17 protein-coding genes are annotated in these 16,136 nt (G+C 40.8%); 14 read left to right on the plus strand and 3 right to left on the minus strand.

Annotated features, from left to right (window positions below; all coding sequences use genetic code 11):
* Position 1 precedes the first annotated feature (1 nt).
* From EXT47_RS13860 to EXT47_RS13875, 4 genes are all read left to right on the plus strand, one after another.
* Complete coding sequence (locus tag EXT47_RS13860) at positions 2–406, plus strand: response regulator (RefSeq protein ID WP_010605674.1); 405 nt, start codon at positions 2–4, stop codon at positions 404–406.
* Between the two features lie 2 nt (positions 407–408).
* Positions 409–1,341, plus strand: a complete 933-nt coding sequence (locus tag EXT47_RS13865; protein ID WP_010377329.1) for a GGDEF domain-containing response regulator — start codon at positions 409–411, stop codon at positions 1,339–1,341.
* Between the two features lie 357 nt (positions 1,342–1,698).
* Positions 1,699–2,859: a M23 family metallopeptidase gene (locus EXT47_RS13870; RefSeq protein WP_130126841.1), complete on the plus strand. Its 1,161-nt coding sequence runs from the start codon at positions 1,699–1,701 to the stop codon at positions 2,857–2,859.
* Positions 2,860–2,989: 130 nt separating this feature from the next.
* Positions 2,990–3,703, plus strand: a complete 714-nt coding sequence (locus tag EXT47_RS13875) for a response regulator transcription factor (protein ID WP_045989477.1) — start codon at positions 2,990–2,992, stop codon at positions 3,701–3,703.
* Positions 3,704–3,795: 92 nt separating this feature from the next.
* On the opposite strand, the gene pyrE is transcribed toward EXT47_RS13875, so the two are convergent.
* Both pyrE and rph read right to left on the minus strand, forming a co-directional pair.
* Positions 3,796–4,440: an orotate phosphoribosyltransferase gene (gene pyrE, locus EXT47_RS13880; protein ID WP_017217061.1), complete on the minus strand. Its 645-nt coding sequence runs from the start codon at positions 4,438–4,440 to the stop codon at positions 3,796–3,798.
* Between the two features lie 21 nt (positions 4,441–4,461).
* Positions 4,462–5,175, minus strand: a complete 714-nt coding sequence (rph, locus tag EXT47_RS13885; protein ID WP_010377321.1) for a ribonuclease PH — start codon at positions 5,173–5,175, stop codon at positions 4,462–4,464.
* Positions 5,176–5,328: 153 nt separating this feature from the next.
* On the opposite strand from rph, the gene EXT47_RS13890 reads away from it, so the two are divergent.
* Together EXT47_RS13890 and EXT47_RS13895 are read left to right on the plus strand one after the other, a co-directional pair.
* On the plus strand, positions 5,329–6,189 hold the full coding sequence (locus EXT47_RS13890) for a YicC/YloC family endoribonuclease (protein WP_039494373.1): 861 nt from the start codon (positions 5,329–5,331) through the stop codon (positions 6,187–6,189).
* 196 nt (positions 6,190–6,385) lie between these two features.
* Positions 6,386–7,576: a site-specific integrase gene (locus EXT47_RS13895; RefSeq protein ID WP_130126842.1), complete on the plus strand. Its 1,191-nt coding sequence runs from the start codon at positions 6,386–6,388 to the stop codon at positions 7,574–7,576.
* Between the two features lie 51 nt (positions 7,577–7,627).
* Here the strand turns inward: EXT47_RS13895 and EXT47_RS13900 are convergent, their stop codons facing one another.
* A complete protein-coding gene (locus EXT47_RS13900; protein ID WP_130126843.1) occupies positions 7,628–8,731 on the minus strand; it encodes a hypothetical protein in 1,104 nt (367 codons plus the stop codon).
* A 797-nt stretch (positions 8,732–9,528) separates the two neighbouring features.
* On the opposite strand from EXT47_RS13900, the gene EXT47_RS13905 reads away from it, so the two are divergent.
* The 8 genes from EXT47_RS13905 to EXT47_RS13940 all read left to right on the plus strand — a co-directional run bounded on the left by EXT47_RS13905 (position 9,529) and on the right by EXT47_RS13940 (position 16,136).
* On the plus strand, positions 9,529–10,020 hold the full coding sequence (locus EXT47_RS13905) for a hypothetical protein (protein WP_130126844.1): 492 nt from the start codon (positions 9,529–9,531) through the stop codon (positions 10,018–10,020).
* 3 nt (positions 10,021–10,023) lie between these two features.
* Positions 10,024–10,506, plus strand: a complete 483-nt coding sequence (locus EXT47_RS13910) for a hypothetical protein (RefSeq protein ID WP_130126845.1) — start codon at positions 10,024–10,026, stop codon at positions 10,504–10,506.
* On the plus strand, positions 10,503–11,546 hold the full coding sequence (locus EXT47_RS13915) for a toprim domain-containing protein (protein ID WP_130126846.1): 1,044 nt from the start codon (positions 10,503–10,505) through the stop codon (positions 11,544–11,546). Before EXT47_RS13910 ends, EXT47_RS13915 begins: the two co-directional genes overlap by 4 nt.
* Before the next feature lie 630 nt (positions 11,547–12,176).
* The gene (gene mobC, locus EXT47_RS13920; RefSeq protein ID WP_130126847.1) at positions 12,177–12,563 is read left to right on the plus strand and encodes a plasmid mobilization relaxosome protein MobC; all 387 of its coding nucleotides are present in this window, start codon (positions 12,177–12,179) and stop codon (positions 12,561–12,563) included.
* A 1-nt stretch (position 12,564) separates the two neighbouring features.
* Entirely contained in the window at positions 12,565–13,527 is a 963-nt protein-coding gene (locus tag EXT47_RS13925) for a hypothetical protein (RefSeq protein ID WP_130126848.1), read from the plus strand.
* Positions 13,528–13,720: 193 nt separating this feature from the next.
* On the plus strand, positions 13,721–15,184 hold the full coding sequence (locus EXT47_RS13930) for a type IV secretory system conjugative DNA transfer family protein (RefSeq protein ID WP_130126849.1): 1,464 nt from the start codon (positions 13,721–13,723) through the stop codon (positions 15,182–15,184).
* Entirely contained in the window at positions 15,184–15,441 is a 258-nt protein-coding gene (locus EXT47_RS13935; RefSeq protein WP_130126850.1) for a hypothetical protein, read from the plus strand. Before EXT47_RS13930 ends, EXT47_RS13935 begins: the two co-directional genes overlap by 1 nt.
* On the plus strand, positions 15,438–16,136 hold the full coding sequence (locus EXT47_RS13940; protein ID WP_130126851.1) for a DnaJ domain-containing protein: 699 nt from the start codon (positions 15,438–15,440) through the stop codon (positions 16,134–16,136). Before EXT47_RS13935 ends, EXT47_RS13940 begins: the two co-directional genes overlap by 4 nt.

The raw sequence follows: 16,136 nt of genomic DNA on the forward strand, positions 1-16,136 counted from the left end.
AATGGAACTGTTATTAGTTGAAGATGATCCAGATGATGTCTACTTTTTTAAAAGAGCATACAGCAGTATTACCAATGCGCCAGAGCTTAAAATTTTTTCTGACGGTCATGAGCTGCTGCATTACCTCGATTCTATCGCAACCTACGACCAAGTTATTTTGCTGGATTTAAACATGCCAAAAATGAGTGGCTTTGAAGTTATGGAAGCTTTAAAAAATGAACAAGTTGCCGATAAATTAATAACGGTGTGCTATACCACCTCTACTCACCACAGTGACATTCGTAAAGCATATCAATTGGGTGCTAAGTCATATATTACCAAGCCCGGACGCTTAAGTGATTTAGAGTCGTTGATCAAATTAATCAAGCAGTATTGGTTTGACAATAACTGTGTCGTGCAAGGGTAACTATGAATACATGGCTGATTTATCTTCTTGAAGACAACGATGAAGATGCTTACTTAGTAAAGCGCACACTTGCAAGTACTGATGGTAGACAAAAGTTTAACGTTAAACACTTCAAAAATTTAGAACAACTTGAAACCGCCTTAAACACAGTCAAGCCAGAAGCTATCCTTATCGATTTAAATATCGATGAGAGCCAAGGTCTTACCACGCTGATTAAAGTAAAACAGTTGCCAATCAGCGCCCCTATAATCGTGCTAACTGGGGTATCTGAAACACTGTTTGGCGAAAAGGCAATTCAACTTGGTGCGCAAGATTATATCCCAAAACACGAAGTAAGCGGCCCACTACTGGCACGTACAATCACCTTCTCAAAAGAACGCTACGAGATGCAGCGGAATCTAGAGAACCTAGTGGTGATGGATAGACTCACTATGCTACATAACCGCGGCGCATTTGATAACGAATTAGAAAGAGCGATTTCTGAGTCAGAGCGGTATGGTCATGGATTTGGTGTGCTGTTTATTGATCTCGACAACTTTAAACCAGTCAATGATCAGCTTGGTCATCAAGCGGGCGATCAATTGCTAAAAATACTGGCAGCAAAACTTAAAATGTATAAACGTGCGTCAGACTTTGTTGCACGCTACGGTGGTGATGAATTCGTGGTTATCGCCCCTCATCTAACCGAAAAAAATCAGTTACGAAAACTGGCTCAGCATAAGTATGACTTGCTCAGTGATAATTACTGTCTCCAAGATGAAAGCGCAAATATCCGCGAAGTAAAACTGGACTTAAGCATTGGCGCAGTGATTTATCCAACTGACGCCACATCTGCAGAAGAGTTAGTTGCTAAAGCAGATAAAGCTATGTATCACGCGAAGACGAATCAATTGCCTTACGCGTTTTACTCGGATGCAGGACTCACAGCAAAATAGTAGAGTGAGGAGTGTACTAATCCATTCTATTTTTTAGGTATTGTTTGTCGGCTTTTCTCCTTACGTGGTTGCGCCTTTCCACGAAAGGCAAAACATTACTTCGTTGTTTTCGACGCTCTCCCCCCTGCCTTTCCTCTAGCAACTCTTCTAGTTGAGACAGAGTAATTAGCCTTTTCATAGCAACCTCCACATCACACCACTTTCTTTTTTATAGTCGCTTTTACAAAAAACCCCAATCTAGCAGGCAAAAATCTAAGCCCACCACTCAACAAAATCACATTTTAAACTTTTATTTTACAAAATACTCACATTTAGGTATAACTTGATTGAACAAAAAACAAACAGAAAGGATACAACATGAAACGCCACTACCTATCAGCGTGTTTAATCGCGCTCCTCTCACATCAGGCAACAGCTGCAGGTCAGCATGACTCTGTAGCTATGCCTGAATTTACTGCTGAACACATCAGTGCCTTACCTATTTCTAGTGTAATAGCAGTAAACCCTGAACTGTTTCTTTTCAGCAATGCTTTACAACAAGTAGATTGGCAGCAGGTGCTTGACAGCACGGCACCGCATTTAAGCGACAAGCTCGAAGTGATCTTGCACTATGCTGGATATGCCAGTATTAACCCTAAATTGTTGCTGGCACTAATGGAACTTGAGTCTGGTGTGATAAGTAACCCAGATAAACAATCCATCTTTGCACCGTTTGGTACACTCTCTCATGAACAGGGATTTGATGCGCAAGTAAAAGATGTAGCGCTTAATCTCAGTGCAAGATACTACGCATTCCAAAAACTTCGTGATGAAGGCAAAGCTAAAAAATTACCAGCAGTCAACGAAGCAACTGTTGCACTTGCAGATCTGACACACACATCGGCAGATGCCCTATTCAATACTTACCAAACGTTATTTAACGGTGAGTCATTAGCATTAAAAGCGGACAACAGCATCGCTTTTAATGAACAAGCTTCAACACAAGCGGTATCAGCTGCTAGCTTTAGCATGAGCTTCCCGTGGCCATCCGGTTACGCTTGGTATAGCGGTGGTGCACACTCAAATACAGGCTCTGGTTACCCTTACTCGTCGCTTGATTTTAATAACGGCTCAGGTGGCTGGGGAAGTAATACACCTTGGGTTCAAGCAGCGCATGGCGGCACAGTCACTCGTTACTCAGCTTGTAATATTCGCGTGACTCACTCAAGCGGTTATTCAACTCAGTATTACCATATGGAAAGTTTGCAATATAACACTGGTGATGTCATTTCTGCAGGCGCTTGGCTTGGCCGTTATGCGGACGATAAAGCAACTGCATTGTGCCAAGGTGGCCAATCAACCGGCCCTCACGTTCACTTTTCGCTACTGTACAACGGTGGGCATATTTCGCTGCATAACTGGTACATCAGTGGCTATCGTATAGATGTGGGTAACTCCAACTATGACGATAACTGTAATCGCTTCTTCTTTGAGAAGAACGGCTATCGTACTTGTGCATGGCGTGCATTGTACAAATAAACAGCCTTAGCTTACACAAGCATGGTATTAGGCTCAGCTTTTTAGTTTGAGCCTAATAAATAACTTAAATTTTTTGTAAAACAAATGTATATTAAATTTAATCTGGAATAAAAAAGGATTTAATACTTCTATGTTTGCAAAGGAATATTCCAACAACTCGCTAGCATGGCAAGATCGAGCATTTTTTATTCTGACTCATGCTCGAGCCAATACCAGTTCCACCAATTATACTGTGCTAATCAAAGTGCTGGAGACGCTAGGACATACAGTCAAAGTTGATACTCGACTACCAGAGCCAGCGCTGCGTGAACAAATCGCATTATTTTTGGTGGATACAGAACACCGAGATTGTAATGAACTTATCAGTGCTGAAGTAAAGCTATTGGCGGCTAAACACAAAGTACTGCTCTTTAATGCCTATGAAGACAGCGTGAATGAAAAAACGGCGCTACTTGGCAATGTGAAAGGTATACTCTATCACAATGCTCCACCAGAGACGTTATTTCAAGGATTAAGCAGTGTGCTCAAAGGCGAACTTTGGTTTTGTCGCAGCGCTATCTCTGAGGCATTTAGCGAACTGATCGCCGCGATGCCACAAGCATTGCCTAACAGCGACATTATCTTAAGTAATGAAGAGTTAAATATGCTTACCGGCAGAGAAAAGTCTGTGATAAAGCTTATTGCTGCTGGTGCAAAAAACGAAGATATCGCTGATAGACTAAACATCAGTAGTCACACAGTTAAAACGCATATCTACAGCGCATTTAAAAAAACCAATTCGCGCAACCGAGTTGAACTTGCTAATTGGGCGCTACGCCATATACCAATAGTGAGTTTGAATTAAGAGCTGTGTAAAGACACACAATAAAACTGAGATAAAAGAGAAGTAAATTGATGGCTAGTATGGTACTAGCCATCTGCAGAAAATCGTAGGGCTTACGCTACACCGTAGCTATCACGGTATGCTTTAACTGCATCCAAGTGCGCATCCATACCGCCTTGTTGCTCAAGGTAAGTGATCAGATCAGCCAATTTCACGATAGACACCACTTGAGTATTAAAGTCGCGCTCAACTTCCTGAATAGCAGAAAGCTCCGCTTTACCTTTTTCTTGGCGATCTAATGCGATTAATACGCCAGCAAGATCAGCACCATTAGCAGCAATAATTTCCATCGACTCACGAATAGCTGTACCCGCCGTGATCACATCATCAACTAGCATAATACGACCTTCAAGCGCCGAACCTACTAAGTTACCGCCTTCACCGTGCTCTTTCTTTTCTTTACGATTAAAGCAGTAAGGCACATCTTTATTGTGATGATCGGCAAGTGCAACGGCTGTCGTTGTCGCAATAGGAATACCTTTGTACGCTGGGCCAAACAATACATCAAACTCAATGCCAGCATCTTCCAATGCCGAAGCATAGAAACGACCTAAACGGGCCAGATCACGACCTGTGTTAAACAAGCCTGCATTGAAAAAATAAGGGCTAGTACGGCCAGACTTTAACGTAAACTCGCCAAACTTAAGCACCTGCTTTTCTAAGGCAAATTCAATAAACTCTTTTTGATACGGTTTCATGTCTTTCCTACTGAATGTTGATTACGCTAACGCTTGCTTTTGTAGATCAATGATTTCACGAATTGAATGTTTCGCAAGACCAAGTAACTCATCTAGCTCGTCGAACGAGAACGGTTCGCCTTCAGCTGTCCCTTGTACTTCAATCAGTTTGCCAGTTTCAGTCATGATCACGTTCATGTCTGTCTCAGCTTCTGAATCCTCAAGATACTCAAGATCGGTAATTGGCTGACCTTTATAAACCCCAACCGAGATTGCCGCTATCATAAATTTTAACGGGTTTACATTGATCATGCCTTTGGCACGCATGTGCGTTAGTGCATCTACCAATGCCACACAAGCACCGCTAATTGATGCCGTACGGGTACCACCGTCCGCTTGAATAACATCACAGTCGATAGTAATGGTGTTCTCACCTAACGCTTTTAAATCAACTGCGGCACGTAATGCGCGCGCGATTAAGCGCTGAATTTCCATGGTACGGCCGCCTTGTTTGCCACGTGCCGCTTCACGGTTGTTACGCGTATGTGTAGAGCGCGGAAGCATACCGTATTCTGCGGTGATCCAACCCTTGCCTTGACCTTTCATAAAGCGTGGTACACCCGCTTCTACAGAAGCCGTACATAACACTTTGGTGTTACCAAACTCTACCATTACTGAGCCTTCAGCGTGCATTGTATAGTTACGAGTAAATGTAACTGGCCTGATCTGATTTGCAGTTCTTTCGCTTGGACGCATCCACGTTCCCCCATCATCAAAATTTGCCGTACATTATAAAGGGATCATAGAGACTATGCCACGCGATCCGACTAAAAATAAAATTCACTTTAGGGCTGTGTGGAAATTCGGCTATAATGCTCCGGTTAAACCAAGCTAATTTAGGGACTTTATATGATCCATAGTATGACTGCCTACGCCCGCAAAGAAGTGAAAGGTGACTGGGGCACTGGGGTTTGGGAAATTCGTTCAGTTAATCAACGCTACCTCGAAACCTTTATCCGCGCACCAGAACAATTTAGAGGCTTAGAGCCAGTAATACGTGAACGCCTGCGTAAACACTTACAACGCGGCAAAGTTGAAGTATTCCTAAAGTTCACCGCAAATCCTGCGCACGTTGGCCAACTAACCGTCAACGAATCGCTTGCAAAGCAACTTGTTGAAAGCGCAAAGTGGCTACAATCACAAAGCGGCGGTGATATCAATCCAGTAGACATTCTGCGCTGGCCAGGTGTAATGGAAGCCGAAGAAGTCGATTTAGACACCGTAAACAGCGAACTGTTAGGTGGCTTTGATGAGCTAGTTGAAGACTTTAAAGCTGCACGAGCAAGTGAAGGTGAAAACCTAGAAACCATGCTCACCACTCGTCTTGACGGCATTCTAGAGCAAGTTGCCATCGTTGAAGGCTACATGCCTGAAGTCACTAAGTGGCAACGTGAAAAACTTTCACAAAAGTTAGAAGAACTAAAAACCGACATTGACGAAGGCCGCCTAGAGCAAGAGCTAATTTACCTTGCGCAAAAGCAAGATGTTGCAGAAGAGCTCGACCGCCTCAAGTCACACGTCAAAGAAACCCACAAAATCCTCAAAAAAGGAGGCGCTTGCGGCCGTCGTTTAGACTTTATGATGCAAGAATTCAACCGCGAATCTAACACCCTAGCCTCAAAGTCAATCAACAGCGAGATCACCAACGCCGCCGTTGAACTTAAAGTGTTAATTGAGCAAATGCGCGAGCAGATCCAAAACATCGAGTAATGTTTCAGGCTGTTTCTGAGTGTTAAAATAGCCTTTAAAATCTTAGAGTTATAAGTTTTACGTGTTTCAACCTGTTGCCCCGAATTGCTCTTTGTAATGAAAAAATGATGGCAGAAATGGTGGCAGATTTTGAAAAAATTCAAAATTTGCCCCAAACTTTAAAAATCTGCCACCACTTTTATTGTAAAGGTATGATATGGCAAACAAAATCAACGCTCAGCAAATTAAGTCTTTAATCAAAACGGGTAAAGTAGGCTATCACTCAATTGGGAATGGCCTCTATATTCGAATCAGTAAAGAGCGAAGCGCTTTTTGGGTGGTTAGATATACAATTCATAAAAAGCGCAGAGAAATAACCTTCGGCAAATACCCCGATGTTTCATTGGCTGAGGCACGCTTAAAGTCAGCGCAAATTGTGCTTGATGTGAAAAATGAAAACATCGACCCTCAAGCCGAGAAAATGCGCCTCGATAACGAAACCTTAAAAACTGTCAATGATCTTGCCGAAGACTGGCTGCAAGAATGCGAAAAACGCTTAAAGCACCCAAATATCCCTAGACGTATTTATACCAAAGATCTTGCCCCTTATTTTGGTGGGTTAGCAATCGAAAAAGTAAACCCTAGAGATATTCGCGGCGCGATACAACGCATTGCGCAAAGTGACCGCCCAAGCATTGCAAATGACGCGCTCATGTACTGCAAGCAGCTATTCAGACACGCAATTAAGCTAGATTTACGCACCTCAAACCCAGCTGAAGCATTTAACGTGTCAGATGCGGGCGGTGTAGAGCAAAGCCGTAGCCGCGCCCTATCACTTGAAGAACTAGAGAAAGTGTATCAATGCCTGCGGGAAAATTCTGACCAATTTACCCGCGACAACTATTTAGCCTTTTCGCTGCTACTTTGTTTAGGTGTGAGAAAGGGTGAGCTAATCGCTGCTAAATGGGCTGAATTTGATCTTAAAGAAGCGCTTTGGCATATTCCACAGGAGCGCAGCAAAACAGGCCGAGGCATAACCGTGCCATTAAGCCCCATCGTCATTGAATGGCTCAAAGAGCTGCAAATACGAGCCTTTGGCTCTGACTATGTCTTTCCAAACCGTAGAGCCAGCAAGCGCTTTGGACATATCAGCCCCGACACACTCAACGCCGCCATTCAAAAGCTATTCCGTGAAGACAAAATGCCCGTGCCCCACTTTACCATTCACGACCTGCGCCGCACCTGCCGAAGCCTGCTTGCAAGCAGTGGTGTAGCTGGTCATATCGCCGAACGATGCTTAAATCATAAGCTGAAAGGGGTTGAGGGAATATACGATAGATATGATTATTTAGATGAGCGAAGAGAGGCCTTGATTGTCATTGTAAAAACTATGAAATCTATCTTATAAATTTGAAAGAGCTATTATACTAATAGTATTTATAGCTCTAGTTATTTAATGCTACATAACATGAGTGTCTGGTGATTCAAGATAAAGCTTGCCAACAATATATTTAACGACCTGCTCAAAATCATGGTGATCTGGGTAATTATCAACAATGAATTTTTTCAACTTCAAAACTTTATCATTTTTATAATTCAAACTTCCAAAGTCTAAACTAAGAAAAAAGTTTTCATATTTTTCATTCCCAATATCAATATTTTCTACAGGGAAGAACTCTTTTATTTTTGGCTCTAAAGCTTTCGGTATTTTACTAAAGTGAACCCATGTGGAATATGGCTTTTTAGTGTCATCTTCGTTGCCAATATAGGATCCATTTATATACTTTTTTACTCCTGAAGTCGAAGAGTGCAGAGAGAGAGATATCTTTTGGATACTCTGCGCCTTACCGTTAAGGTAGCTAAAACCGATCAAAGACAGGGTTATTTCATTACTCCGTAAAGCAATCCCCCTAACGATGGAAGTTACTGAATCGCTATTTCTCAGCATAAATATGAATTTTAAAGTACCTTCTGCACTACAATAAAGCCTCAATTTTGAGATCTTTAGCACCCGAGCCTCGTTAATTTTATAATTAGAGCGATGGATGAAGAAATAATCTCCACACAAATTGTTTTTCTCTGCTATGGACAGGCTCTTAACATCCAATCTATTTTCAAGATAAGATATCATCTCTTCATTTTTTATATTAATTGCAGATTCATCATGTTCGATTAAAAAGTTTTTAATAATCTTCGCTGTATTTATTGAACGTTTTTTATAACCACCTATAGCATTCTTTTTAAATTTACTTAATTCTGATGCGCTAATACCCAATTCGCTACAAATTTCTTGATTTCTAATTTGGTTCTTGTTCATAAACCGTTCCAGAGCCAAGTAAACTTGATATATATCGCTTTTATTTCCCTCATTTATAACAGAAGCTAATGTTGGTGCTAACTTTTTTGCAATTAACTGTGCTTTTGCATTTTTCCTTGATGTATTTTCAACCGTGCTCTCATTGGAATCTGAATTTTCAGTTAGATACTCTCGACTCTGCGCGGTTGGAACGCCAAACTTTTCCATTTCAATATATAAATAAGAAAAAAAATCAATCAAATTCAAATTCCATCATCCTTATCAGTAGCTCTTTTGTTCAATATGCAATCAGGTTCAATCTAAATTCATTGCGTAAAAATTGCAACTACGTTGCTAAAAAATTTCCAAATTCATATCGAGTGGAAAATTTTGAGTTTTGCTGGAAATTTTTAGTGATGGTTTTCAATTTTGAAGTGAACTAATCTTGATCACGCAGGCTGGGATAAAACAAAACCGAGGCGATGCAGGCCTCGGTTTGAACTTCTCTACCAGCTACAGATCGGCTACATTAACGTTGTGTAAGTAGCAGGTTTGATAGAGCGCGTATATATTATAGTCGCTTTTGAAAAATTGCAAGCTTCATGACTTTTTTGTGGTCTTTACTTGACATTCACTTTGGAGGTAGACCATGAATAAGCTTTCATTTTTGTCGGAACTGATGAAGAAAGTCAATGTGTTGCTAAAAGAATGTTTAAGAGGAGTGAAGTATATCTCCGTAATTATTATTATAGTTGTTAGTACCGTCGGTTTTGTTATTAACTATAATGGTATTTCCAGTATAGTATCGGGAGTAAAAAGTGTATCAAGGGTCATACCATAAAACAGTATTTGTTGAAAAGCCGAGCCATGCTCGGCTTTTTTATTCTTGCATTTCTTCACCTTTGAATAAAATATATACAAACAATATTTTTAAACCTTATGCTATGTGACCAAAACCTAGAAGTGTGCAGTTTTGACAAGAAAACATCGCGATTCAGCTTGAGCTTTTCCAGTCAACCAAGAGGCTCAACCTCTCCGAAACCTACGAAGCGATTCCAAAAGATGTGTCGCCGAATGACCCGCTGATCACATGGATCAACGACGGTGTGGCAGAGTCAGTAGAAAGGCCATTTACGATTGACGGGAAATCGTTTGTTGCAGAGATCTCACCTGCCAACTTTAAGAATAAGAAAAGTAAGAAGTTTCAGAGCCATTTTCCGCACCTCAGAGAAGCGCGTATTGAATATGCGATTATCTCAATGGCCTCCAAGCAAGCAATGCAAGTTCAATCCGACAGCGAAAACAATAAGGTGTTTTACCTAAAAACAACCTACTACCAAATCCAGAAAGAGATAGTAAACGCTATTAACAAAGTAGAAGACAAAGCGATTAAGCCCAACGATTGCCCTTACAACACTTCAAGCATTCGTGAAGCATTAGAGATACTAAAACGTACTGATATCGCCGTGCGTAATGAGAGCGGCGAAAATCTGTATATTTTTAACCGCATCAAAGATATTTACATGGAAGATAAAAAAGTAGTGATAGAACTTTGAAACATGATCACCAATTATATTCAAAGTGGTGATTGGAAAGCGTCAGACTCTGCAAGCATTGTTGCTTCAAAGTCTTACTACCTGATAAAGCTAAGGGCACTGCTTAACCTTAAGTTTCGCTATGCCAGTGAAAAGGCAACTTATAACCCATCACTTAACTACCTTATTGAAAAGATTAACTTCAACGAGCACAAGGATAAGCGTATTACACTGCAAAAGATCACAAAGCTACTCGAAGCAATGCCAGAGATCAGCAAAGTAGAAATAAAGAAAAAGTACGAAGGCAGAAAAATCATTGATGCGATCCTCAATATTTATCCCTCAAAACAATTTATCAGCACTATGATTGAAAACAACCAACTGACAAAGCGTACTGAAAAAGCCTTTATTGCCAATGAGTCTGTAAAAGTAGAGCCTATGGCGTTTGAGTATGATTCCAGCGCAACATTTCATCGTGAAAAAACAGCCTACAATATAGAGAGGTGAAAAATGCTATTTGGCAACAAGAAAAAATTATTTCAATAACCCAAACCATGAGAACACAAGACGCAAGACAAATTCCAATCACTGATTACCTAGAACGTATAGGCGCAAAATTTGCCCGTACTCAGCAAGGAACTAATGGCCTTGAGTACGTTTACCACAGTCCAACAAGATCAGATAGCAAACCCTCTTTGTGTGTAAACATTGAGAAAAATATTTGGTCAGATGTGCCTATAGGCGCTGGCGGTCGCTTAATTGAGTTAGTGTGCCATGTTCATAACTTGCCTGATAATGACGTTAAGAGCGCACTAGGGGTGCTTGATAGTCTCTATCCGACTGTACACTCATTTTCGAATAAAGCTGCCCGTATAGTGGCGAATAATGTGCCTCAAACATTGTTTGACGCCTCAACACCAAGCATTGCCCCTACTACAAACGACGTGACTGGCTTAAATAAAAAATCAGCGGCAATAGAGGTGCTAAAAGTACAGGCATTGTTTAGTTACTCACTCAAGCAATACTTACAAAATGATAGGAAAATAAACCTCAACATAGCCAAAGAATACGTACAAGAAGTTACTTGTCGCCTGATAGCATCAGGTAAACAGTTTTATTCTATTGGCTTTGCCAGTGGCAGCACCTTTGCAATTAGAAACAAAAATTTTAAAGGCTTTGCGGGGCTTGGCGTTGATATTAGTGTGTTTGATAAGGGCACTAGCAAAACCTTATTATTTGAGGGCTTTATCGACTTTCTTTCGTACCTAACCGCTAAGAGCCTGCACACCCCACCGTTTACAACTGTAGTGCTCAATAGTAGTGCCATGCTTGATAGGTTTGTTCAATTTGTTGCGCAACACCCAGCTATTACAGAGATAGACTATTTTAGAGATCGTGACGAACTCAACAACAAAACCACAGGGCTTGAAACCTTGGAACAGCTCAACAATTCGCTCAGCCACTTAAAAATAAATGACCTATCGAGTGCCTACCCAAACCACAAAGACCTGAATGAGTGGCTGATTGAGCATGTTAGCCATCAATAATTTTTCTTTTTTAAGCAAGTAGCCCCGCAGGGCATTTTTTGAATTTCATTTAACCACTGAATAAAACTCATTATTTACTGGTTAAAAATAAGATTAAAAGGGTTAAAGAAAGGGTTAGAGGCAATAGATTACAATCGTGTATCCAGCACCAAGCCACAATAAATTTTGAAACGTACCTTCAACTCCTGCATTTACGTACTTCATACTCCTGTATTTACCGTTTTCAGTCTTAAATTTATGCTTAAGAATGCACAAACGTACCCCTGCTCCCTGTAACTTTTTTCAAAACGTAGCTAAACGTACCTTACCTCCCTGTATTTTTCTCGTGTGATCCGCTGAAACGTACCTTCAGCTCCTGTAATCAGTATAAAAAACCGCGCCAAAATGGGTGTGCGTACCCTATGCCCCTGCATTTACGTACCCTGCACTCCTGTAAATTTTTGCGCTAGATTCGCCCTTGAAATTTGCACAAATTTTAAACTCTCAGCTATGGTTGAAGTATGAGAGCAAGATTGCAAACTTCCGGAAATACGCTTCGCTACCGTTGTTTGCATCTTGTGGGGGGCTTCCCCCTCAACCCCCTTAAAAGCTCAGTATCGAGCCAATAATTTATTTTGCTAATAGACCCGTATGGACAGCCCAGAGCACAAAAAAGACTATCAAAAGCAGTACATGGCAGAGTTTAGAAAACATCATAAACGTGTAGAGTTAAACTTTACGCTGGCAGAGTATCGCGACTTTAAAAAGGCTGCTCAACAAGAGAAGCTCACCGTTAGTCAGACGGTAAAAAACATGGCAATGGCTTATCAGCAACAACACTACTTTATCCCAGCTGAGTTAAAAGAAAAGCTCGATACGCTGCATTTTTTAATTCGTAATGTTGCCAACAATATTAATCAAATCGCGCACCGCTCAAACACCTTACAAGTTATGGTGCATGAAAACGAGTTATTGATGGAGCTGAAAAAGCTAGAAGATCTAGTCACTGAATACACATTAAAAGGATTAAAAAAGTAACATGATAATTAAGTCAAAAAGCCGCAAAGTCGCTAACTTTGATCAGCTTTATGACTATATGAAAAAAGGAGCGGAAAAACATGACGGTGTGCATGTTTTTTCGAGAAATGTTTATACACACCAACGAGAGAAAATACTTCAGGAGTTTATCGATAACTCCTTGCTCTTTAAAAAACGAAAAAACAGCGTGTACCTGTATCACGAAATTATTTCAATTACACGTACCCAAGGCGTCAGTGTTGAAAAGCAACAAGACGCGCTTTTTCATATAGTGCAAGAGTATGTGGATCAAAGAGCAAACAAGAACCTTGTTTATGGGTATATGCACAACGATGCGCAAAATAATATCCACTTTCACCTTATGATTAGCTCTAATGAACGAGGGAGCAATAAAAACCTACGCTTGAGCAAACATGAATTTGATCGCGCAAAAAAACATTTAGAAACTTGGACGAATAAACACTACCCCGAATTACAACAGGGGCTTGTGATCAACAAACAAGCTGGTAAGAAAACATCTCACAATGGGGCTGAATTAAAAAAACGCACGGGAAAAATGCCCGAACGAGAACGAGTAACCAAAGCGCTTGAACGCATCTTTACTCAATCGGTTAATAAGCAGCAATTTTTTGAACGTTTAGCCGCTGAACATTTAGAAATTTATACCCGAGGTAAGGCCATCGGTTTTAAAGACACTGTAACAGACAGAAAATACCGTCTTAAAACACTCGGCCTTGAGAGTCAATTTACCGCGATGAGTAAGCAAATAGAGCTGACCCAGCGACCGCAAATACAGGAGCAGAAACAGGAGTTTGCCAAAAAAGAAGCTACACTCAATAAAAGCTCAGAAAAACAAAAGCGTGATGTTTTGCCAGAGAAAAAACAAGACAAAGCAAAAGAGCAGTTAAAGCAACATCGCAACTCTCATAAAAATACTGATAGCGATGAGAAAAAGCACCGTTGAATTAGCGCCACCATCGACCTTGTTAAAGCAAAGGTAAAGCGTATATGTGACCAAGCACTGGCGTTGGTGAAAGGCTCAAAATTAAGCAAACCGTGGAAACACAAGTCAGATAAAGCCAAACAAACATTGCAACAGCATAGGCAATCGTTGTTATGAGCTAGAAAGTCAAAACAATATTCTATAACCAAGGAGGATGGATAAGATTATTATGGTGTTTAAAGCGATTGGCGCTTTTGCCTATAAAGCCACTGAGTACCTGATTAAAGGTAAAGTGCTCAACACCAAGCAAGGCTCTAAACTGCTAAATAGTAGCGAGGCTAGCAGCTTTTTATCGCGCAGAAATAAAGGACTACTTATTGATGGCAATAACCGTTATCTGTCGGTAACTGAAAGCTTTCAAAATGTATGCTTCACAGCCCGCGTGGGCGCAGGAAAAACCACAAAGTACATTATCAGTAACGTATTAGCCAAGGCGAACGACAACGTTTCGTTAGTTGTTCACGACCCCAAAGGCGAAGTGCATCAAGCAACATCAGGGTATTTAAAAGCGAACGGCTACAACATTGTGGTATTTAACCCGCATGATGTCAGTAAGTCTAATTTGTTCAATCCATTCACCGAAGCCAAAAATTTTGTTGAATTGGAATTAATAGCCGAAACCTTGATCTGGTCAGGAAACCCAAAAGAAGGAGACGCCTACTGGAACAACGGTGCAACACGTATTTTAGGTGCGCTGATAAAGTGCTTAAGCTTTGGTGACAAAAAGTATTTCAATTTACCTAATCTCTACCACCTGTTACAAAACTTTGGTGCGCTTGGTGAGGGGCTGGATGATTGGATAGCTAATAATTGCTGGGATCCAAATTTTCCTGAAGACGAATCTGTACTGAACGAGTGGAAAGGCGCGTTAACAGGTAACAAAGAAGCAATTCAATCATTTGTTGGGATCTGCTTAACCGCTCTAAGGGCGTTGACTAATCGAGATATGCGCACCTTTTTTAGCAAGTCCGACTATGACCTCTCACGCTTAAGAAAAGAAAAAACCATCATTTATTTTTGTACGCCGCCAGAGCACCAAAAATATTACTCATTCGCGACCTCGTTGTTCTTTCGTAGCGTGTTCAATGAGTGTATGCGTAATCATCATTTGGGTGGCAATTCATTACCTGTTTATATTCTATATGATGAGTTTGGAAATAGTTACGTGAGTGATTTTGTTTCAGTTGCTAACACTATCAGGGGGTATGGTGTATCGCTTTCAATAATTTTGCAGTCTATCTCTCAATTGTCGATGCGCTACGGACAAAAAACCGCTGAATCAATCCAAGGCGCGTTTAACACAAATATTTGTTTAAGCAGTTCAGATCCCGTAACCGCAGATTATTTTTCAAAGCTATCAGGGCGTGTAAGAGAAAGACAAGTCGCCGAATTTACCGATACTCACGACAACTACAGAGAATACAACTTGCTTAACTCTGACGAAGTCAGAACCATGCTAGATAATGAAGCACTATTGATATGTAAAAATCGATACCCCGTAAAATTGACCGTGACACCTTATTATCAAAACAGACGATTTAAAAAAGCAGCGAGCTTTCCACCAATTATTAACAATCATGGCAACCGCTGCATTAACCCCAAACTGGTGAGGTTGTAATGGAGTTTTACTTGTTTGGCGTACACTTCACGGGCGACCTACTATTTTACCTTGGGCTGATCTTCGCTTGTGGATTTGTCTTTGGCTGGTTTTGCCGTAAAGGGAATATCTTTTGGTGTTTGGTAGGCTTACTTATCTTTTACCCCATGATGCAATTTGCAATGGCGGTTGATACTTGGTTTATCACTATTCCCTTTGTAGCTGGCTTTTTAGTACATACAGGCAAGCCCTTATATCGGAGACTGTTTCAACAATGACCACGGTTTTATTTTTTACGGTGTTTGTAGCTATTATGGGCTTCATTTTTGGCAAATGCTGCAAAGGTGGTAATCCGTTTCTTATCTTTATTGGGTTAGCCGTCTCATTAGTGCCTGTAGGTTCAACGTTAGTTACTGAAGATCAAAACTGGTATTTTATCCCTTATGCTCTCGGTTTTTTATATGTTTACACCAACCCTTTTTATTGGCTCAGCGATGCGCTCTCTGAAGTAAAACTCAGCTATCAACTCGCAAAAGCTAAAAGTGAACAAAGCCAAGCTCAATACCAAGATGACATAAAGCAAGCAGAGCAAGATATAAAAGCCCAAGCTGAAGAACTCCGCAGACAAAAAGCTCAAGCCGAGGAAGAAATAAAACGCGCCAGTGAAGAACTCAGACGCAAACAAGAAGCCTTTCAGCGGCAACAAAGCCAACAACAATCGAACAACAACTCAAGCCAATCACACTTTGATTCCGCAGGGTTAGACCCGCGAAAATTTGAGGATGCTTGCTCAATTCTTGGCGTTCATGCTGGCAGCAGCCTAGCAGAGTTTAAAAAAGCTTATCGGCATTTATCAAACTTATTTCATCCTGACAAACTAGATAAGTTTGACGGGATTTTAAAACAACAGGCGAAAGAAAACGCCAAGCTAATCAACATTGCATGGGAGACAATTCAGAGAAAGTTGAAGTAG

Source organism: Pseudoalteromonas sp. CO342X, from assembly GCF_004208915.1.
GTDB classification, from domain to species: domain Bacteria; phylum Pseudomonadota; class Gammaproteobacteria; order Enterobacterales; family Alteromonadaceae; genus Pseudoalteromonas; species Pseudoalteromonas maricaloris.